Consider the following 20,112-nt stretch of genomic DNA (forward strand, 5'->3'; position numbering starts at 1 on the left):
GACCTTCTTTATGCGGCCTTTTTCCTAAGATTTTGGGCTATTGCAATTAATCCCCATTCGATTTCAACTTTTTTCCTACCGCGGAGCATGAACCTGCGGAAGCCATGGTTATTTTTGATGTTCCCAAAGACAGGTTCTACATCGAAGCATCGCTTCTTTCGTTTTCGTATCCCTTCTTCACTTTTTAATAGCTGATCTGCCTGTTGCTTTTGCCTTTCCAGTTTCACATTCACCTGTATAATCCGGTTTCCTTTTGATTTGTGGCAAGCGCCATTTAGTGGACATGTTTCGCAGTTGCTAGCTTTGTACATCCGGGCAGTTTGAAGGAAGCCAGTTACGGTCTTATTAGTCCTGTTACCGATGTAATGCATTTTCTGGCCCATTGGGCAGATATAATGATCACCTTGCTGATTGTAGAAGAGCTTGTCGGCGCTGAATGGGTGCTTTTTATTAAAGCTTTTATTCTGATGCTTGTCAAAGAGGCCATACTTCACATAGGCTGCGATTTGCTTTTCTTTCAAAAGGGTGTAGTTATCTTCCGAACCATAACCCGCATCCGCAGTCAATGATTTTAATGAACTACCAAAGCTCTTTTCATATTGGTCAAGATGGTTAGCTAGTGTATTAGTATCAGTTGGGTCCGAGTGGATTGTATAATTAACAATGAACTGGTTTGAAGTAGAAATTTGTACATTATAGGCTGGTTTTAACTGGCCATTCCGCATGTGGTCCTCCTTCAAACGCATAAAGGTTGCATCCGGATCGGTTTTGCTATAACTATTGCGGTTATCCAAAATAGCTTCCTGCTGCTCATAACGGGCCATGTTGGCAGGATAATGCTTGGTCACATAGTCCAGCCTGGCCTTCATCTTCTTGTCGACATTCTCCTTTTTACCTAATACCTCATTGAGCTTATCAACTGTATCCTTGACTTTCTCTTTGTTAATCCTGGTAAAGTCCGGCGGGTCAGGTAAATCATCTTCGGCAGCAGCCATACTCTGGGCATACTGCCAAATCTGGGCAAGCTGCTTCTTGATCTTTTCCTTGTTGGTAGCAATCGCCTTTCTCCAAACGAAAGTGTATTTATTGGCATTGACTTCGATCTTAGTGCCGTCCGTGTAGACTTCTTCAATGCTCAAAAGCCCTTCCTGAGCCAATAGCAGCACCACTTCTTCGAAAATCTTGCGAAATGCATCCTTCAAACGCACGCTTCTGAACCGGTTGATGGTGTTGTGGTCAGGGTAGCTCATTGAGCTCAGAAACATGAAATAAATACTCTCTTTACATGCTGCTTCCAACTTGCGACTTGAATAGATGTTGCTTACATAGCCGTAGACCAGCACTTTCAAAAGCATCTGAGGATGGTAGCTCGATGATCCTTTTATATGATAGGCCGCATTCAGCGGCTCTAAATTGATGTTATTGATTACTTCATTGACTACACGGCAAGCATGCTCTTTGGGGATCAATTCGTCTAAACTGGGAGGAAGCAGCATTAATTGATGCTGGTGATAGGGCTTAAAGATCGGTTGTCGTCTGGCCATCGGGTCCTGTATTGCTGTTAGCTAAAGATAACCAATTCCAAGAAATATGGCAAGGCCATTAATGCAAAAGAGGCTGCCTTTTTGAGACAGCCTCGTTTACTTAAACTTGAAGCGGTCTGGACGGGACTCGAACCGGGCGGCGTTCCGTCCGCGACCCCATGCGTGACACCCTGCGCAGGCCGGGCCATCGTAGCGCGGCATGTATTCTAACCAACCGAACTACCAATCCAGTACTTGTAAAGAACTTTATTTTAACCGACGGTATAAATGAAATTCGAACCGGACGGAAGTAGATAATCACTTGCAAAATGCAAGATCAAAGACATTCCTTTAATGGATTATTACTGGAAATAAAAAAAGCCCATAAAATATATTACGGGCTTTTACTTAAACTTGAAGCGGTCTGGACGGGACTCGAACCCGCGACCCCATGCGTGACAGGCATGTATTCTAACCAACTGAACTACCAAACCAATACTTGTAAAGAACTAAAATAAATTTGCCACTTCATTCTGCAAGTCCCCATGCGTGACACCCTGCGCGGGCCGGGCATGTATTCTAACCAACTGAACTACCAAACCAATACTTGTAAAGAACTTTAAACTTTCTGTTGTCTATTATAGACAAAACTTAAAACTGGCGGTCTGGACGGGACTCGAACCCGCGACCCCATGCGTGACAGGCATGTATTCTAACCAACTGAACTACCAAACCAGTTTATTTCACAGCTTTTCTGTAAAACGTGGTGCAAAACTACTATTATTATTTTCCGTTGCAATACTTACGACACCAATTTAGTTATTTTATTTGCAAATAAAAATAGATGAAGAAAGGAATATATTGAAAATGAAATAGTTGTAGCAAATAAAAAAATGACATATATAAGTGAAGTAATTCAGGAGCTGGAAAAACTGGCTCCGCCTGCGTATCAGGAAAGCTATGATAATGCAGGCCTTTTGGTAGGTTCCGCGCAAACCGGAGTATCAGGCGTGCTTTTCACACTGGACGTGACCGAAAAAGTGGTGGAAGAAGCCATTGAAAAAAAATGCAATCTGATTGTAGCGCATCATCCCATTATTTTCAAAGGTTTGAAAAAATTCAATGGAAACAATTATGTGGAAAGAACGGTAATCAAAGCTATAAAGAACGATATTGCCATTTACGCGATCCATACCAATCTTGATCATGTTGAAAAAGGAGTAAACTGGAAAATAGCCGAACGACTCGGACTTGAAAACGTCCGCGTACTTGCTCCCAAAAAAAATCTGCTGATGAAACTGGCTTTTTTTGTTCCGGTCAAGGATACAAAATCGGTTCTTGATGCTCTTTTTGCAGCTGGTGCAGGCCAAATCGGCCAGTATAAAAATTGCAGTTTCAGGACTGAAGGAACCGGAACTTTTTTGCCCGGCGAGTCGGCACATCCTGTAATCGGCACGGCAGGAAAGTTGGAAGAAGTGGAGGAACATCGCATTGAAGTCATGTTTCCGGCACACATGCAGTCAAAAGTCCTTTCGGCATTGCGTCAGGCTCATCCGTATGAAGAAGTTGCCTATTATCTGACTTCTCTTGAAAATGAAAATCAGGAAGTCGGAGCCGGCGCGGTCGGGGAATTGCCGGATGCGGTTGATCCAGCTGACTTTTTGGCCCTGCTGAAAGAAAAAATGCAGCTCAAAGTGATCAAACATACTGCCGCAGCCAGAAGTACGATCAAACGGGTTGCTGTGTGCGGAGGCGCGGGAAGCTTTCTTTTACCGGATGCAATCCGGGCAAACGCGGATGTTTTTATAACCTCGGATTACAAATATCATGAATATTTCGACGCAGAAAATAAAATTATGATCTGTGATATAGGACATTATGAGAGTGAAGTCTTTACTAAAGATTTACTCTTTAACTATTTATCAGGAAAATTTAGTAATTTCGCACGCTGTTTGTCAGAAGTCAATACCAATCCGGTACAATATTTTGTTTAGAAAGCAATTTCATCTCAACTTATTTAACTGATATTCTGTTAAAATTTAGGGCTGACTACCTTCACTTATTACGCATTGAAACAAGTCCATTAAAGACATACATGGAAAATACAATCGCACAAAAATTAGACGCACTCCTGAAGCTGCAGGAAATTGATTCAAGCCTTGACGAAATATTGAAAACACGCGGCGACCTTCCTGAAGAAGTCCGGGACCTTGAAGATGAAATCATTGGTTTCGAAACCCGCCTGGGAAAATTCAAAAGTGAAATTGCCACTTTGAATTCTGAAATAGACAACTTCAAAAATGCGCAGAAAGAAGGTGAAAAACTGATCAAAAAATACAAGGATCAGCAAATGAATGTCCGCAATAACCGCGAATATGATGCCATCACCAAAGAAATAGAATTGCAGGAACTGGATATGCAGCTGGCCGACAAGAAAATAAATGAAGCCAGGGCACGTATCCGCCTGATCGAAGAAGATGCCAATCGTGCCGAATCCGTTCTGAATGAAAGAAACGAAGATCTGAAGGCGAAAAAAGGCGAACTGTCCGTCATCACAAGTGAAAGCGAAGCCGAAGAAAAAGCCCTGATTGCGGAAAGAGAAAAACACGTTAAGAAAATTGAAGAACGCCTTCTGAAATCATATCAGAAAATCCGGGATAATTCCATGAACGGCCTTGCAGTGGTGCATGTGTCGCGCGGTGCCTGCGGCGGCTGTTTCAGCATTGTTCCGCCACAGCGTCAGGCTGACATTCGTGAACGCAAAAAACTGATTGTTTGTGAACATTGCGGTCGTATTCTTGCCGATGTGGAAAGCGTTGAACCAGTTCATCAGCGTCGCTAAAATTTTAAAAATATAGATTGTAAGGTTGTCTTGCCGGACAACCTTTTTTTGTGCCCGTAAAATGACACTCCGGAAACTGCTTTTTTACCCGAAGTATGCTTATTTAATAACAGGATTGCTGTTGCTGGTTTTTACCGGAAATCAGTCATTGGCTGAGAAAAACGATTACAAGGCAAGTTTTACTCCGAAGCTGCAAAAAGCATACTCCGACATTCAGAAGCTGCGCCTCCAGCCTGCACGCGCGTTACTGAATGCAGAACGTAAAACCCAGCCGGACAATGCGTTCGTACCTTATCTTGACAATTACGCAGACTTGCATTACCTGCTGATTTCGGAGGATAAAAATGCTTATAAACAACTGTCCCGGCTTGAAGAAGAACGTCTGGATAAAATAGCAAAGCTTCCGGACAACTCGCCGTACAAACGGTTTCTTCAGGCGGAAATACGGATGCACTGGGCATTTGCCAAGTTAAAGTTCGGAAATGAAATCAGCGGGTCATGGGAAATTATCAAAGCCTACAAACTGCTGGAAGAAAACCAGAAGAAATTCCCGAAGTTCCTTCCTACCCTTAAATCGCTCGGACTTTTGCACGTGCTGATCGGCTCCATACCGGAAAATTATACATGGGTTACCCGGATGCTGGGACTGAAAGGCAATATTCAGACGGGTATCCAGGAACTGCGCCGGGTTGCTGAAGAAGAACCTGTTTTCCGGCAGGAAGCCGAACTGATCGATCTTTTGCTGCATGCCTATACTTTGCATCTGTCTCCGGCGCAGCTTGCCAGAATGCGCCAGTTGCCGGAAGAACAGCCAGATAATCTGCTTTATCACTTTTTTGCTACAACCATTTTTCTGAAAGAAAACAAAGGTGAAGAAGCTGCCGGATTTCTGTCCAAGGCACCTTCCGGCCCTGCTTACATTCCGTTTCCGTTCCTGGATTATCTGCGCGGAGAAATAAAACTGCAAAAGGGCGATTACGAAAATGCTCTGGAGTCGTATCAACTTTTTCAGAGAAAATACAGCGGTTTCAATTACATCAAAGACAGCAGCCTGAAACTTTTCATGTGTCTTTGGCTGGATAACAAAGACAAGGAAGCGGTCAGGTTTATAAATAAAATAAATGCAGGCGGAAGTACGATTGTAGAAGCCGACCAGTCGGCGCAACGCTTTGCGGAGGATTTTCTTGCAGGAAAAATAAGCCCGTCAAACAAAACTTTGTATAAAGCAAGATATGCAACAGACGGCGGATACCTGCTGCAAGCCATGAACATCATGGATGCAGTTTCTGAAAATTCTTTTGGTTCAATGCCTGAAAAAGCAGAATTCAATTACCGAAAAGCGAGGATTTTTCAGAAATCGGGAAAAATAAACCAGTCCGTCCCTTATTATGAACGTGCTTTAACGTTGTCGCATAAAGCGGCACCCGGCTTTGGAGCTTCTGCTGCATTACAGCTCGGGTACATTTGCATGGATAAAAAAGATAAAGTCAAAGCTGCCGGATATTTCAAAACGGCCATGTCGTTCAAAAAACATGAATACAAGAACAGCATTGATAACAAGGCACGTGCCGCATTGACGCTGCTCGGCGAGTAAAAGTGACTTTACCGTTTCCGGAACGTCTAATCAGTAGCAATCCTGAAAACAGGCGTTATGTCACAGAAAAATTACAACAGTACAAGAAAAATCCGCAGCTGGTTTGAAGAAGACAGACCACGTGAAAAGTTGCTTCTGAAAGGAAGGGCAGCCCTATCCGATGCCGAGCTTATTGCAATCCTAATCGGTTCCGGAACAGTCGATCTTTCCGCAGTCGATGTTGGTAAACAGATCATGAACTCGGTCGGAAATAATATCAATGAACTAGCCAAACTGAGTGTTACCGATCTTACCAAAATCAGAGGAATCGGAGAAGCCAAGGCCATTACGATTGTTGCTGCTCTTGAACTCGGACGAAGAAGAAACGATATAACAAAAACCCAGAAGCGGAAAATAACGGCACCCGCTGATGTTTACGAAGAAATGAAGCAGTATCTGCTGGATAAAGCGCATGAAGAATTCTGGATCATGCTGCTGAACCGCGCCAACGATGTAACGCGTACAATTCAGGTCAGCGTCGGAGGCGTTTCAGGTACGGTCGTGGATGTAAAAGTAATTTTCAAACTGGCCATTGATCATCTTGCAAGTTCGGTAATTCTGGTTCACAACCACCCTTCCGGCCAGTTACAGCCCAGCCATGCGGACCGGCAGCTTACGATGCAGGTTAAAGAAGCAGGACGTTTGCTGGACATTCCTGTTCTGGATCATATGATCTTTACGGACAGCGGCTTTTACAGCTTTCTGGACTCGGGTGAAATCTAGAAGAATATTGCTTTATCCATCACGTTTTCCAGTTCGGAATAGGGAATGACAAACTGAATTGCGCCGCGTGCATAAGGCGCAATTTCGTACGGATTATAATAGAACAGAATGCCTTCGCGCGTCAAAGCGTAACTTGCGGGAATAAAAAACTTATGGTCGGAAAGGAAATAGCCGGCTTTTTCAAGGTCCATATCCGGCGCAAGATTTTCCGTTTTCCTGAAATGCTTTTCAACCAGTTTTAAAAAGGAAACCGAATCCGTTATACACTTTTTTATATCTGTTTCCTCGCCTGTTGTACGGTCAAAAATATGAAAAGACCGGAAGCTGTTCGGGTGTGCGCCGCCGGTAAATGCATAATGATCGAGCCGGTACTGCAGCACTTTCGGAGTTGTCATAACGGTATCCCCTTTCAGCTCTACTTCCCAGCAGCCGGGCGCATCGGGAAAATCCTTTTTAAAGTCGTTGTAATTCTTCTGGAATAACTTAAAAGCGTCATCAACACTTCCGGAAGCAGACGGCATGGAAGCCAGCGTCGCCGAATCCAGATACGAGTTGATCCTCTGCAATGACTTTGCGGTCAGAATGTTACTTATCGCTCCGGTTGCGCTGTTTGAATCCGAGGGTGTCCAAAGATTTATTTTCAAAGAAACGCCGCTATTGCTGACCGTATCGCATTTCCCGTAAGATGACCGGATCATTTTACCATGCACAGGTTCAGGTTTAACTTTTTCACCGGAATTTCCGGGAGTCCCGCATCCTGTAAACCAAACTGCCAACAACAGTAAAATGCAACCCGCAGCAATACGCATCATTTTTATTCAGGTTTGACCAATGAAATGTTAAAGGCTCATCAATTCTTTAAACCGGATCGCCTGACGACGGGAGATCTCGATTTTATCTCCGCCCTGCAGTGTAACGAGCAGCCCGCCGCTAAACCAGGGTTCAATTTTCTCGATCCAGTGAAGATTGATGATATGCTTGCGGTTGGCACGGAAGTATGTGTTCGGGTCCAGCCGTTCTTCCAGATTGTTTAACGATTTTAGAACCAACGGTTTCTGATCGTCAAAATGAAGCCTTACATAATTGCCCATGGATTCAAAAAGCCGGATTTTGCCCAATTTTACAAACCAGCATTTTTCTCCGTCCTTTACAAAAACCTGATCATTTTCGCCCAGCACTTTTTCTGCACGTTCCTGCGCATGCGCAGATGTTTCGGGCGGCGCCTGATTTTCTTCAATCCGGTGAATGGTTTCTTTCAGCCGCTCATTATCAATCGGTTTCAGAAGATAATCCAGTGCATTAAATTCAAATGCTTTAATTGCGTATGCGTCGTATGCAGTTGTAAAAATTACTTCGGGGCTTTTTCCTTCAATGGACGAAAGCAGCTCAAACCCGTTTTTTCCGGGCATCTGAATATCCAGAAACAGCAGTTCCGGCTGCATTTCCTCAATCATCACCAACGCTTCTTCCGCATTGGCGGCCTCGCCGATAATTTCAATTTTGGTATACGGTTCAAGCAGCCTTTTCAATTCGTTTCTTGCAAGGCGCTCATCGTCAACAATTAAAGTTCTCATGACCAATAAAATTAGGAATAATTAAGGTTAATGTTTAAACAGCTTTTTACCGGTTGCTCTCCTCTCCTGCCATCATAACATCTTCTGACAGCATCGGAATTTTTACTTCGGAGCATACGACATCTTCTTTTTCCTGAAAAATCCGGAAAGCAGCTCCTTTTCCGTATAGAATAGACAATCTTTCAGCGGTATTTTTCAGCCCTACGCCTCCGGAATCGGTATTTCCAAGATTGCCGGAATTCATGATTGTAATTACCAGCAAGTCATTGATGATTTCTGATCTTACTTCCACAAATCCGCCTTTGATTTCCTTGGAAACTCCGTGCTTGATGCCGTTTTCAACCAGCGTCTGCAGCATCATCGGCGGTACCTGCCAGTAAATGGCCTGTGGATTGGTAACAATGGAATAGCGCAAACGATCTTCATAACGGACTTTTTCCAGTTCTAGATAATCTTCAACGGTTCTGAGCTCTTCCTGCAGATCGACGGTTTTGCGCCTGTCGGCAAGCAATGAATTGCGCAGAATATTGGAAAGCTGCGTAATGCTTAGCTGGGCTTTGGTCGGATCTTCAAAAACAAGCGCCCGGATGCTGTTCAATGCATTAAAGGTAAAATGCGGATTAAGCTGTGAACGCAAAACTTTTGATTCGGCTTCACGCATGGACATTTTGAGCATGATTCTTTCATAGCCCGCCAGCCTTGTCTGTTCTACGTAATGATAAACCGTATAGGATAAAATCCACGCAAGCAGGTTTTTACACCAGTTTGAATAATATCCCCAGAAAAGCAATGGCTGATTCAGCAGATTTTCCTGCAGTACCTGCCGGTCCAGCGGCAGATTAACCATTGTCATGATCAGCCCAAGCAACAAAACCGATCCTATTACCCGAAGCGCCAGCCTTGGCAGCGGCAGCGAAGACCAGTTCCACTTTCTGATTACTAGTCTGTAAAAATGCGTGAGGCAAATGCCCAGAAGAATATTGGCAAGTGCGGTATAAAAAACGCCCAACTCAAACCCGAATTCCATGGTATATGGAATAAACTCAAACATCATGATTAATGTCCAGCCCAGGATTTGCAAAGTCCAATAAATATGCCTTTTGGACATGTAGTTTTATGTTCGCTGAGAATATGGATGTCAAAAGACAAATGTATGGATGCGTTATGATGTCCGGCTTATAAATACACCAAAGGAAACGAATCCACACAAACGGCTTTTATAATATCTGGGGAATTTCGAGGGAAAGCAAATGCGTAATGTCATTGGAAACCTCCAGTTCAAACTTGTTGGTTTCGTAGGAATAGCCGATTTTATACAGGCACAGATTGCTGTGCTCGTAATTATCCATATTTACAAGCGGCTCACCGAAAATGGTTGTAAGGAAAACGCGCATGGCACGGCCGTGCATGGCAATCAGGATGTTTCTTTCGTGCGGGCGCGATAAAATGGTTTCAATAACCGGAATCTGGCGTTCTCTTACCTGCACCGGGCTTTCTCCTTCTTCTGCTGCCAGATCCACCTGTCCGTTTTTCCAGGCCGTCACCAGTTCGCGGTAGTAATTGTTGTCACCCGTATTTGGCTCCCTTCCTTCCCGTGCTCCCCAAGAAATTTCGTTCAGTCCCGAATAACTTTCATGCGGTATGCCCAGTTTGATGAACCCGCGAACAGTTTGATGTGTTCGTTTTAAGTCAGAGGTGTAAATTTTATCGAAAGGAACATGTTGATAAGCATTGAAAAAAGCGGCTGCCTGCGCTTCACCCCATTCATTAAGCAAGGAATCAACACCACTTCCCTGTACAACTCCTCTGCGGTTAAAATCCGTTTCACCGTGACGAATGAGGTATATAGACTTTTTTTTCAAAATATAGGATTATTTAAATATAAATTTTGCAAATACCTTGTTTTCAGCCAATGAAGCCGTTACAAATTTATACATTTTTTAGATATGTTTATCAAATCCGTTACACTTCAGGCCATTCAGTCTTTAAGCCAGAACACACTTTCTGATCATCTCGGAATAGAGTTCACGGAAATCGGGCCGGATCATATTACGGCGCGCATGCCGGTCGACAAACGAACGCATCAGCCATTCGGAATTCTGCACGGCGGCGCATCGGTTGTGCTGGCCGAAACGCTGGGAAGCATTGCCTCTTTTCTCTGTCTTCCCGATTCTGAAAAACAACATGCGGTCGGTTTGGAAATTAATGCCAATCATTTACGTTCTGTTAAAGAAGGTTTTGTTTACGGTACAGTAAAACCGGTTCATGTAGGCCGTTCCACGCATGTGTGGGAAATCAGGATCGTGAACGAACTGGACAAGCCGGTTTGCATCAGCCGGCTCACAGTGGCTGTTGTGAATGCAGACCGCTGAGTTTAATTTGCAGGAAAATTAAAATACACGATTATCAGTAAAAAAATAATGCTTTCGGTTCAAACAGATTCCCAACTTTCCATCTTTGAAGGACTGCAGATTGACGAACTGTGGGAAGCATCGGTAAAGCTTGGATTTCCATCCGCCTTATGGAGGCTTCCGCATAAAAATGAGATCAAGCTACTGATTTCGATTCAGGACGGGATACGCAAATGCCAGCCCGATCTTGAAAAACTTTCACCGGGTTTTATCATCAGTGCCTTTCACTGGCGTGACGATCAGGAAGTGCTTTTTCTGGAAGGCGATATCATACTTACTTTTTCAGAAGACAGTAAAATCCGGGGCGTGGAAAATACGGTTGGCGAAGAACATCCGGAAGTTCAGAAACTGGTAAAACTGGCTGAGGAAATTTTAGAAGAAGAACCGCAAACATCCAGAGACATTTCCCTGACCATTCCGGAACTGCCCAATACGGATGCAAAACTGCGGTTTCAGCGTACGGTTGAACTTGCCATTGCAGCCATCCGGCAGAACCAGTTCAAAAAGGTGGTTTTGTCGCGTACCAAAGAACTGGCCTATTCCGAAAATTTCCAGCCTGCCAGAGCATTTTGCAAGCTTTCGAAAGTTTATCCGCATGCCTTTGTATCGCTCGTAAATCTTCCCGAACAAAATGAACTGTGGCTAGGCGCAACCCCGGAAGTGCTTGTACAGCAAACCGCAGATGGGATTTTCAGAACCATGTCGCTCGCAGGCACGCAGCATGCAAGAAATGAATCCGGCGAACTGATTCCTCGCTACGATATCCGCTGGGGAGAAAAGGAAATTGAAGAACAGGCGCTCGTAAGCCGTTACATTGTTGAATGTTTCAAAAAAATCCGTTTGCGGGAATATACCGAAACCGGCCCCAAAACTTTGCTGGCGGGCAATCTGTATCACCTGAAAACCGATTTTGAAGTAAATACCGTCCAGCTTCATTTTCCCGAACTTGCATCGGTTATGGTGCGGTTGCTGCATCCCACTTCGGCCGTGTGTGGAGTCCCCAAAGTTCCCAGTCTTGAATTCCTCACAAACATTGAAGGTTACGACAGATCTTTTTACAGCGGATTTCTCGGACCCACACAGGTGGATGCCGAAACCAGTCTTTTTGTAAACCTTCGTACAGTCCGCTTCAAAGACGGGAAAGCGACATTTTATGCCGGAGCAGGAATAACAGAAGACTCTGTACCTGAGCGCGAATGGGACGAAACGGAAATGAAGTGCGATACCTTGCTGAAAGTCATTGCAGATGAATTCTGAAAAAAAGTTTCTGGCACAGAACTTTTAAAAGTAGAAATCAGGCTAAACGGTTTTAGTTTAGTATATAATTTTGCAGACGCATCCTGAATACAACTTTTGTCAACCTAAATCTTTAAGCCCGGAATATAATCATCTGTATGAATTCTACCCAAAATTCTTCATTTCCTGACCTGCTTCTATTAAAAAAATCCTTCGCATCAGTTTTAATTACGGGTACGCTCCTCGCTGCATTTTCGTGCGGAGAAAAAAAAGATACGTTTCAACAAAAAGGGGGTGGCGGTCCTACAATCGTTGATGTAATCATTGCCAAAGCAGAAAAGGTCGATGACAAAGTTGAAGTAAACGGAACCGTTATTGCCAATGAATTTGCCGAACTCCGTCCGGAGGTCAGCGGACTGCTTACTTTCCTAGATGTTCCCGAAGGCAAAACGGTCCAGAAGGGAACTATAATTGCCAGGATCAACAATGCGGATCTTGTCGCACAGCTCAACAAGACCAAAATCCAGCTGGACCTTGCGCAAACCACCGAGCAAAGATTAAACAAGCTCGTGGCCATTAACGGCATTAATCAGGCTGATTATGATCTGGCCGTCAATCAGGTAAATACATTAAAAGCAGATCTTGTTTATACGCAGGCGCTTATTGACAAAACAATTGTACGGGCGCCTTTTACAGGAGTTATCGGGCTCAGAAAAGTAAGTGAAGGCACTTTTGTGACGCCAAACTCTGTCATTTCCACCATGCAGCAGCTTTCCAATCTGAGAATCGATTTTACCGTACCCGAAACTTATCAGAAATACATTTCCAAAGGCGGCAACGTGGAAGTGCTGCTGGATCAGAATGGCGGGAAAAGAGTGAATGCAAGAATTATTGCCATTGAACCCCAGGTTAACCAGACAACCCGCAACATTACAGCAAGGGCCGTACTGAATTCAGGATCAACGAGTCCGGGTTCATTTGCAAAAGTATACCTGAATGCCAACGCCGAAAAAAGCAGCATACTGATTCCTGCCAACAGTATAATTCCCGAAGCACAAAGTAAAAAAGCAATCGTTGTAAAAGGCGGAAAGTCCGTTTTCGTTACAATAGAAACCGGAGAACGCCAGGAAGCTTATGTCGAGGTTACGAAAGGTCTGAATGTCGGAGACTCCGTTGTTGTCTCAGGGGTTTTGTTCGCCCGTCCTAATGCACCCGTGAAGGTGAGAAGCGTAAGAAGCTTGAAAGTTGCAAGTAAGTAGCATGATGACATCCAGTTTGAGATACAATCTATGAACATTTCAGAATTATCCTTGAAACGACCGGTTCTTGCCATTGTCATGAACCTGCTTATTATCCTGTTCGGTGTAGTCGGCTATAACTTTCTCTCCCTGCGCGATTATCCGGCTATTGACCCTCCTATCGTAAACGTGCGTACGAGTTACACGGGTGCCAATGCGGATATTATTGAAAGTCAGATTACCGAGCCGCTGGAAAAAAGCATCAACGGAATTCCGGGTATCAAAAGCATCAGTTCTTCCAGCCAGATCGGTTCCAGCAATATTACGGTGGAATTCAACTTGGAAGCGGATCTGGAAGGCGCTGCCAATGACGTGCGGGACAAAGTAAGCCAGGCACAGCGGAACCTTCCGCAGGATATTGATGCGCCGCCGGTTGTAAGCAAAGCGGATGCAAACAGTGATTTTATTTTGCTGCTGGCCGTTCAGAGTCCGTCCAAAGGGCTTCTTGAACTCAGCGATTATGCAGAAAACGTTTTGCAGCAAAGCCTTCAGACGATTGACGGCGTAAGTGCCATCAACATTTTCGGGCAGAAAAGATATGCGATGCGCATCTGGCTGGACCCGGATCAGATGAGTGCCTACAATGTTTCCTTCAATGATATTTCAACTACATTAAGCGCTGAAAACGTAGAGCTTCCGGCTGGTAAAATCTACGGGAACAACACGGAACTGACGATCCGGACAATGGGCCGGCTCACCAGTGAAAAGGAATTCAGTGATCTTGTAATCCGCAACGACAGCTCCGGAATCGTGCGCCTCGCCAACGTTGCCAAAGTAGAACTGGGTCCTGAAAATGAAGAACAAAGCTGGAAATACAATGGCATGTACGCCGTAGGGCTTGCCGTCATTCCGCAGCCCGGTGCCAATTATGTGGAAATTTCAGACGAGTTCAACAAACGTCTGGCCGAAATCCAGAGATCCAACAAATCCGATATTACGTTCAATGTACTGATTGATAACACTCGGCTGGTGCGGCAGTCCATTGAAGAAGTGGAAGAAACGCTGATGATTGCTTTTGCACTTGTTGTAATAGTAATCCTTTTCTTTTTCCGGAACTTTCTCGTTGCTGTGCGTCCGCTTATTGATATTCCCATATCGCTCGTCGCTACGTTCTTTATCATGTACATGTTCGGTTTCTCGATCAATATCCTGACGCTGCTCGGCATTGTGCTCGCCACAGGGCTCGTGGTCGATGACGGTATTGTGGTGACGGAAAACATTTTCCGAAAGCTTGAAAGCGGACTTCCGATCCGGCAGGCCGCACTCGAAGGAAGCCGGGAAATTTTCTTTGCGGTTATTTCAACATCTCTGACGCTTGCCGTCGTGTTCCTGCCCGTCATCTTTCTGGAAGGGTTTGTCGGCAGCCTTTTCCGCGAATTTGGGATTGTGGTTGCATCCGCCGTATTGATCTCTGCTTTCGTATCGCTTACAATCACACCGGTTCTGAACGTTCTGCTGAACCGTAAAAACTCCGGTCATGGCTGGTTTTATAATAAAACGGAGCCTTTTTTCACGGGAATGGAAGATGGTTACAACCGTATTTTAAAGGGTCTTATGAAAGTGCGCTGGGCGGCGTGGGTGCTTGTAGTAGCCTGCGGCGTGCTGATCTGGTTTACTTACGGAAATCTTCAGAGCGAACTGGCGCCTATGGAAGACAGAAACAGCATCCGTTTCAACCTTTCCGCGCCGGAAGGAACAAGTTACGATCAGATGCAGAGTGTTGCAGACGAACTTGGCAATTTCCTGAACGACTCCATTCCTGAAAAAGCATTTACGTTTTCGGCCACGCCGGGATTTGGCGGCGGCGGTGTCAACAGCGCGACAGGCCGTATCGGGCTTGTGCCGGCGGAACAAAGGGTGAAAAGCCAGAACCAGATTGCGCAGGAAATCAATAAAAAACTGGCCCGGTTCAACGATGCACGGATATTTGCAACGCAGGAACAGACCATCTCCGTAGGTATCGGATCAAGAGGTTCGCTGCCGGTGCAATTCGTACTTCAGAATCTGGACTTCCGCAAGTTAAGCGAGGTTTTGCCCAAATTCCTGGATGAAGCCCGGCAAGATCCTACTTTCCAGAATGTGGATGTAAACCTGAAATTTAACAAACCGGAAGTGCAGCTTACAATCGACCGTTTGAAAGCACGCGACCTCGGACTTTCCACTGCCGACATTGCCGCTACGATCCAGTCTGCATTCAGTGGCAGAAGGCTTGCTTATTTTATCATGAACGGACAGCAGTATCAGGTTATCGGACAGGTTGAACGCGCGGAAAGGAACAAGCCGGCCGATATTTCGAAATTATACGTCCGTAACAACCGCGGAGAAAGCATTCCGTTAACTTCTGTCGTAAACATGGCCGAAGAAAGCGGACCGCCAACCATTTATCACTACAACCGTTACAAAAGTGCGACGATTTCGGCTTCGCTTGTGGAAGGAAAAACAATCGGTGACGGTGTGGCCGCAATGGAAAAAATCGGTTCCAAACTGCTGGACGAAACATTCCAGACTTCACTGACCGGGCCTTCGCGTGACTTTGAAGAAAGCTCATCCAATACAAGCTTTGCATTCGGGCTGGCGCTTTTACTGGTTTACCTTGTTCTGGCCGGTCAGTTTGAAAGCTTTACCGATCCTTTTATCATCATGATTACGGTACCCCTTGCACTTGCGGGCGCATTGCTGAGCCTTTATATTTTCGGGCTCACGATCAATATCTTTTCGCAGATCGGTATGATCATGCTCATCGGGCTGGTTACCAAAAACGGGATTCTGATCGTGGAATTTGCCAATCAGAAAAGGGAACAGGGAATGGAAAGAACCGCGGCAGCTATTGAATCCGCAACGCAGCGCCTCAGACCGATATTAATGACCAGCCTGGCAACTGCATTCGGCGCTTTGCCGATTGCGCTGAGCCTAGGCGCCGCCGCTACAAGCCGTGTTCCATTAGGTGTTGTTATTGTTGGCGGACTGATGTTTTCGCTGATCCTTACGCTGTTTGTAATCCCTGCGGTTTATACATTCATTTCTCCTAAAAAACATAAGGTAACCGAAGAACAGAAAATGGCAGAAGAACTTGCTGTCTAGCGTTCACTGAAGTTTACTGTTCTGAAGAAATTGTCCATATAAATCATTATTGTTTTTGCATGAACCTGCTTTCTCTTTTCACAAACAAAAAAAGTACACTTCTGTTTTTTCTGCTTTGCGGCAGTCAGGCGCTTTGTCAGCAAACGGTAGACAGTCTGACGATTACGCTGGATAATGCCATTGCCCTTGCCTTGAAAAACAGTTATGACATAGAAATTGCAAAAAACAATGTAGAGGCCAATACAATCCTGAACAACTATGGCGTTGCCGGCGGTTTGCCGCTGGTGACCGCAACGGCCACCAATACAGAACAAATTACAGAGATTAATCAGAGACTGACGGACGGCACGGTAATCAACCGCAATGCAGCTGCGGGTAACAATACACAGGCAAGCCTGGCGGCGGGGATTCTGCTTTATAACGGCAAACGCGTTGTTTCCACCAAAAAGCGCCTTGCGGAACAGCAATTCCAAAGCACCGAAGTGCTTAATTCACTGGTTCAGAATACAATTGCACTCGTTATGACGAGCTATTATGATGTGGTGCGGCAGTTGAGTTACGTGAATACAGTCAGAACTTCGATTCAGGCTTCTGAAAAGCGGCTGGAAATTCTTAAAGTCAGAAAGGAAGCCGGAATGGCGAATAATGCCGATATTTTTCAGGCACAAATTGACCTGAATACGCTGAACCAGACTTTACTGGACCAGCAAATGATTGCGCAGGTTGCCAAAACGGAGCTGCTGAGAATTCTGACGCTTGACCCAAAGTCTGCAGTAACCATCAAAGACACGATTACGGTGGACAACAACCTGAATCTGGATACCATTCTGGAACGCATAACGCTGAATGCCGACGTAAAGGCAGCCGATCACCAGATTCGTATCAATGAACTGATTACGAGAGAAACGGCTGCGCTGCGGTATCCAACGGTACGTTTCAATACGGCATACAATTACTCACGGAACCAGAGTGCGGCGGGATTTACGCTGCTGAACAGGACCGTTGGGCCCAATGCAGGAATCAGCCTCATTGTTCCGATTTACAACGGCTCTGCCTATAAAAGGCAGCAGCAGGTGGCGGAAATCAATACGTCCAGTGCAAAATTGCAGAAAAGTTCACTGGTAAGGGACTACAATGCAGTTGCCGTTAAAATGTATCAGACTTATCTGAGCTCGCTGCAGCAGCTGGAAACGCAAAAGCTGAATTATGCACTCAGCAAGCAGTTGCTGGATCTTACATTGCAAAGGTTCGAGCTTATTCAGGCCACCATTATTGATGTTCGCGAAGCGCAGAGAAGTTTCGAAGATGCCGGTTTCAGAATGATCAATCTAAACTACGCAGCAAAGGCAGCCGAAATTGAACTGAAAAGACTGAGCAATATTCTTCAGTAAACAAAGGAACATGCATCCGGAATAGTTTTAGCGATTTGGCAAGCCCGGAAAAAGTACATCAAACTTTGTTTCAAATCAGGCAGAAGCTCAAAAAATCCGATTGTAACCCGAAAGCGTTACCTTTACACCAAACTACAGAAGAATAACGAATGCTTTTTATAGGAAAATATAATAACCTTACTATCCAGCGCCTGACGAGCGTAGGCATGTTCCTGAGTGATGTGGAAGGTGAAGAAGTGCTGCTGCCCAATCAATATATTACAGACGAGATGCAGATCGACGATACAATCCGCGTATTTGTATACCTCGACTCCGAAGACCGGCCGGTAGCTACAACTGAAACCCCGAAAATCATTCGCAACGAATTTGCCTTTCTGGAAGTCAAAGATGTGACGGAACACGGCGCTTTTATGGACTGGGGTTTGATCAAAGACCTTTTTGTCCCGTTCCGCGAGCAAAGTACGCCGATGCAGCCGGGCGAATGGCATGTCGTTTTTCTTTATCTGGACCAGAAATCATCCCGTTTGATTGCTTCTACCAAAATTGACCGCTTTCTGGAAAATGAAAGGCTTACGGTAAAAGAAGGCGATGAAGTGGATCTTCTGATCTGGCAAAAAACGGATCTTGGATACAATGCGATTGTAAACCAGTACCATAAAGGCCTAATTTATGCCAATGAAATTTTCAGGGAAATCAAAGTCGGCGATTCCCTGAAAGGCTATGTTAAAAAAATCAGGGAAGAAAACAAGTTGGATATCAGCCTTCAGAAAAGCGGTTACGAAGTGGTGGAACCGACTGCGCGGCAAATTCTGGATGAACTGAAAAAAAGCGGCGGGTTTCTGAATCTTTCGGACAACAGTTCCCCGGAAGAAATTTATAAGAGACTTCAGATCAGCAAAAAGGTTTTCAAAAAGGCCATCGGAGGCTTGTACAGACAAGGACAAATTAAAATTTCCGATGACGGAATACGTCTGATCAGCGAAGATTGAACCTTATAATGAACTATCAAAACGAACCATGCCGGAGCTTTCCGGCATGGTTCGTTTTATTTATTTCTGGTTGTATTTTACTTTGTACTTCTCGTAAAGCCGCTTCTGCTTATCGTCCAGATTAACCTTTCCGCCTTTCACAAAAACCATTTTCACCACGTTGCCGCGCATATCGAGGATATCGCCTTCTGCCACGAGCAAAGATGCATGTTTTCCCTTTTCCAACGTCCCGACTGTATTTTCAGCACCGATAATTTCCGCTGCATTGCTGGTTATAAACTGCAATGCTTCTTCCGGGGTTACATTACCGAATCCTGCCGAAGTTCCGGACAGAAAAGCAAGGTTTCTGGTGCGCCACCATTCGTCTGTGTATGTAATGGCCACTTTAACGCCGGCTTTTTGCAGCATGCCCGGCAATTCGTAAGGCAAATATACATTTTCATCAACACGGTTTGGAAGGCGGTGCGTCGGGTTCAGAATGACAGGAACCTGATTTTCTTTCAGGAAACTGGCCACTTTGTACGATTCATCCCCGCCTGCAATCACGACTTTTTTGACACCAAACTCACGCGCAAATTTTACAGCCTCCACAATATCTTTTGCGTATTCCGCACGAATATAAAGGTTTGCAGAACCATCGAATAACGGTTTCATAGCCGCCAGTCTGAGATTTGCAACGGCAGGCTGCTGAATTTCCGCATAAGCTTTTGCATCGGAGAAAGTAGCCCGGAACACTTCAAGTGCTTCCTGGCGCTTTTCATTTCTTTTTACCGTAACTCTGAAATCCTCGCTGCTAAAACTGCTTTCCAGGAACGGCGACCAGCTCAGCCATATTCCGTCGTCTTTTTTCAGAACGGCATCTTCCCAGTTCCAGCCGTCGGTGTAAAAAACGGATGAAGAACCCGAAATGATACCGCCCTGCGGAACAGCCTGGGAAAGCAGGACTCCGTTTCCACGCAAGGTCGGGATTACTTCCGAATCCGTGTTGTAAGCAATTAATGCGCGTACGTGCGGGTTAATTTGTCCGACTTCATTATAATCCAGCGTAGCACGTACGGAGGCAACTTCCTGCAGGCCAACAGTCGTATTCAGCGAAATAATGCCCGGATAAATATGCTTGCCGCTTACATCGATTGTTTCGGCGCCGGTTACAGCAGATACAGAACCCGCAGCGCCGATCTGCGTGATGATTCCTTTGTCAAAAGCAATGGCGCCGTTTGTCAGTACCTGTCCGTTTCCGATGTGAATGGTTGCACCCGTCAGAATCACGGGCTTTGTCTGCGCAGTTGCCGGTACCGGGTTTTGCGCAAAGCTGCTGCTGCTGATCAGCATACAGGAAACCAGCAAACTGTATGCTGAGAAAATAAACTTACTTTTTATCATGATATACCTTGAAGAATTTTACTGAATA

The 20,112-nt window shown here is 45.1% G+C and carries 16 protein-coding genes and 2 tRNA genes; 10 read left to right on the forward strand and 8 right to left on the reverse strand.

What is annotated here, in order from left to right; genetic code table 11:
• Positions 1 to 8: 8 nt before the first annotated feature.
• The 3 genes from FEM33_RS18285 to FEM33_RS18295 all read right to left on the reverse strand — a co-directional run bounded on the left by FEM33_RS18285 (position 9) and on the right by FEM33_RS18295 (position 2,258).
• Positions 9 to 1,544 carry an IS1182 family transposase gene (locus tag FEM33_RS18285; protein WP_139013413.1) on the reverse strand — a complete coding sequence of 512 codons (1,536 nt, stop codon included), beginning with the start codon at positions 1,542 to 1,544 and terminating at the stop codon, positions 9 to 11.
• Between the two features lie 399 nt (positions 1,545 to 1,943).
• A tRNA-Asp gene (locus FEM33_RS18290) sits at positions 1,944 to 2,017 on the reverse strand.
• A 164-nt stretch (positions 2,018 to 2,181) separates the two neighbouring features.
• A tRNA-Asp gene (locus FEM33_RS18295) sits at positions 2,182 to 2,258 on the reverse strand.
• A 158-nt stretch (positions 2,259 to 2,416) separates the two neighbouring features.
• Here FEM33_RS18295 and FEM33_RS18300 point away from each other — a divergent pair.
• From FEM33_RS18300 to radC, 4 genes are all read left to right on the forward strand, one after another.
• Positions 2,417 to 3,517, forward strand: coding sequence for a Nif3-like dinuclear metal center hexameric protein (locus FEM33_RS18300; RefSeq protein WP_139013414.1), 1,101 nt, complete (start codon positions 2,417 to 2,419; stop codon positions 3,515 to 3,517).
• A 101-nt stretch (positions 3,518 to 3,618) separates the two neighbouring features.
• A complete protein-coding gene (locus FEM33_RS18305; protein WP_138282037.1) occupies positions 3,619 to 4,365 on the forward strand; it encodes a zinc ribbon domain-containing protein in 747 nt (248 codons plus the stop codon).
• Positions 4,366 to 4,426: 61 nt separating this feature from the next.
• The gene (locus FEM33_RS18310; RefSeq protein WP_139013415.1) at positions 4,427 to 5,959 is read left to right on the forward strand and encodes a hypothetical protein; all 1,533 of its coding nucleotides are present in this window, start codon (positions 4,427 to 4,429) and stop codon (positions 5,957 to 5,959) included.
• Positions 5,960 to 6,016: 57 nt separating this feature from the next.
• Entirely contained in the window at positions 6,017 to 6,721 is a 705-nt protein-coding gene (gene radC / locus FEM33_RS18315; protein WP_139013416.1) for a RadC family protein, read from the forward strand.
• Here the strand turns inward: radC and FEM33_RS18320 are convergent.
• The 4 genes from FEM33_RS18320 to FEM33_RS18335 form a co-directional block, all read right to left on the reverse strand.
• Positions 6,718 to 7,533, reverse strand: a complete 816-nt coding sequence (locus FEM33_RS18320) for a PdaC/RsiV family protein (RefSeq protein ID WP_139013417.1) — start codon at positions 7,531 to 7,533, stop codon at positions 6,718 to 6,720. The genes radC and FEM33_RS18320 overlap by 4 nt on opposite strands.
• 27 nt (positions 7,534 to 7,560) lie before the next feature.
• Positions 7,561 to 8,295, reverse strand: coding sequence for a LytR/AlgR family response regulator transcription factor (locus FEM33_RS18325; RefSeq protein ID WP_139013418.1), 735 nt, complete (start codon positions 8,293 to 8,295; stop codon positions 7,561 to 7,563).
• Positions 8,296 to 8,341: 46 nt separating this feature from the next.
• Entirely contained in the window at positions 8,342 to 9,403 is a 1,062-nt protein-coding gene (locus FEM33_RS18330) for a sensor histidine kinase (RefSeq protein ID WP_139013419.1), read from the reverse strand.
• A gap of 109 nt (positions 9,404 to 9,512) precedes the next feature.
• Positions 9,513 to 10,157 carry a histidine phosphatase family protein gene (locus FEM33_RS18335; RefSeq protein WP_139013420.1) on the reverse strand — a complete coding sequence of 215 codons (645 nt, stop codon included), beginning with the start codon at positions 10,155 to 10,157 and terminating at the stop codon, positions 9,513 to 9,515.
• Positions 10,158 to 10,241: 84 nt separating this feature from the next.
• On the opposite strand from FEM33_RS18335, the gene FEM33_RS18340 reads away from it, so the two are divergent.
• The 6 genes from FEM33_RS18340 (at position 10,242) to FEM33_RS18365 (ending at position 18,701) form a co-directional block, all read left to right on the forward strand.
• A complete protein-coding gene (locus FEM33_RS18340; protein WP_139013421.1) occupies positions 10,242 to 10,667 on the forward strand; it encodes a hotdog fold thioesterase in 426 nt (141 codons plus the stop codon).
• Between the two features lie 48 nt (positions 10,668 to 10,715).
• Positions 10,716 to 11,963, forward strand: a complete 1,248-nt coding sequence (locus FEM33_RS18345; RefSeq protein WP_139013422.1) for a chorismate-binding protein — start codon at positions 10,716 to 10,718, stop codon at positions 11,961 to 11,963.
• A 137-nt stretch (positions 11,964 to 12,100) separates the two neighbouring features.
• Positions 12,101 to 13,201 (forward strand): efflux RND transporter periplasmic adaptor subunit, encoded by a 1,101-nt coding sequence (locus FEM33_RS18350; RefSeq protein ID WP_139013423.1) that lies wholly within the window; start codon positions 12,101 to 12,103, stop codon positions 13,199 to 13,201.
• Positions 13,202 to 13,231: 30 nt separating this feature from the next.
• Entirely contained in the window at positions 13,232 to 16,321 is a 3,090-nt protein-coding gene (locus FEM33_RS18355) for an efflux RND transporter permease subunit (RefSeq protein WP_139013424.1), read from the forward strand.
• Positions 16,322 to 16,380: 59 nt separating this feature from the next.
• Entirely contained in the window at positions 16,381 to 17,712 is a 1,332-nt protein-coding gene (locus FEM33_RS18360) for a TolC family protein (protein WP_139013425.1), read from the forward strand.
• A gap of 149 nt (positions 17,713 to 17,861) precedes the next feature.
• Positions 17,862 to 18,701: a CvfB family protein gene (locus FEM33_RS18365; protein WP_139013426.1), complete on the forward strand. Its 840-nt coding sequence runs from the start codon at positions 17,862 to 17,864 to the stop codon at positions 18,699 to 18,701.
• Between the two features lie 60 nt (positions 18,702 to 18,761).
• On the opposite strand, the gene FEM33_RS18370 is transcribed toward FEM33_RS18365, so the two are convergent.
• Positions 18,762 to 20,033, reverse strand: coding sequence for an amidohydrolase family protein (locus tag FEM33_RS18370; protein ID WP_374756438.1), 1,272 nt, complete (start codon positions 20,031 to 20,033; stop codon positions 18,762 to 18,764).
• Between the last annotated feature and the right edge of the window lie 79 nt (positions 20,034 to 20,112).

The organism is Dyadobacter flavalbus (assembly GCF_006149045.1).
Classification (GTDB): domain Bacteria; phylum Bacteroidota; class Bacteroidia; order Cytophagales; family Spirosomataceae; genus Dyadobacter; species Dyadobacter flavalbus.

What these genes read in the sequence shown, in the direction of transcription:
- FEM33_RS18325 (WP_139013418.1), bottom strand. Translation starts at nt 8,295, where the DNA reads ATGAGAACTTTAATTGTTGACGATGAGCGCCTTGCAAGAAACGAATTG.
- FEM33_RS18340 (WP_139013421.1), top strand. Translation starts at nt 10,242, where the DNA reads ATGTTTATCAAATCCGTTACACTTCAGGCCATTCAGTCTTTAAGCCAG.
- FEM33_RS18360 (WP_139013425.1), top strand. Translation starts at nt 16,381, where the DNA reads ATGAACCTGCTTTCTCTTTTCACAAACAAAAAAAGTACACTTCTGTTT.
- FEM33_RS18310 (WP_139013415.1), top strand. Translation starts at nt 4,427, where the DNA reads ATGACACTCCGGAAACTGCTTTTTTACCCGAAGTATGCTTATTTAATA.
- FEM33_RS18350 (WP_139013423.1), top strand. Translation starts at nt 12,101, where the DNA reads ATGAATTCTACCCAAAATTCTTCATTTCCTGACCTGCTTCTATTAAAA.
- FEM33_RS18355 (WP_139013424.1), top strand. Translation starts at nt 13,232, where the DNA reads ATGAACATTTCAGAATTATCCTTGAAACGACCGGTTCTTGCCATTGTC.
- FEM33_RS18330 (WP_139013419.1), bottom strand. Translation starts at nt 9,403, where the DNA reads ATGTCCAAAAGGCATATTTATTGGACTTTGCAAATCCTGGGCTGGACA.
- radC (WP_139013416.1), top strand. Translation starts at nt 6,017, where the DNA reads ATGTCACAGAAAAATTACAACAGTACAAGAAAAATCCGCAGCTGGTTT.
- FEM33_RS18365 (WP_139013426.1), top strand. Translation starts at nt 17,862, where the DNA reads ATGCTTTTTATAGGAAAATATAATAACCTTACTATCCAGCGCCTGACG.
- FEM33_RS18370 (WP_374756438.1), bottom strand. Translation starts at nt 20,033, where the DNA reads ATGCTGATCAGCAGCAGCAGCTTTGCGCAAAACCCGGTACCGGCAACT.
- FEM33_RS18285 (WP_139013413.1), bottom strand. Translation starts at nt 1,544, where the DNA reads ATGGCCAGACGACAACCGATCTTTAAGCCCTATCACCAGCATCAATTA.
- FEM33_RS18320 (WP_139013417.1), bottom strand. Translation starts at nt 7,533, where the DNA reads ATGATGCGTATTGCTGCGGGTTGCATTTTACTGTTGTTGGCAGTTTGG.
- FEM33_RS18345 (WP_139013422.1), top strand. Translation starts at nt 10,716, where the DNA reads ATGCTTTCGGTTCAAACAGATTCCCAACTTTCCATCTTTGAAGGACTG.
- FEM33_RS18305 (WP_138282037.1), top strand. Translation starts at nt 3,619, where the DNA reads ATGGAAAATACAATCGCACAAAAATTAGACGCACTCCTGAAGCTGCAG.
- FEM33_RS18300 (WP_139013414.1), top strand. Translation starts at nt 2,417, where the DNA reads ATGACATATATAAGTGAAGTAATTCAGGAGCTGGAAAAACTGGCTCCG.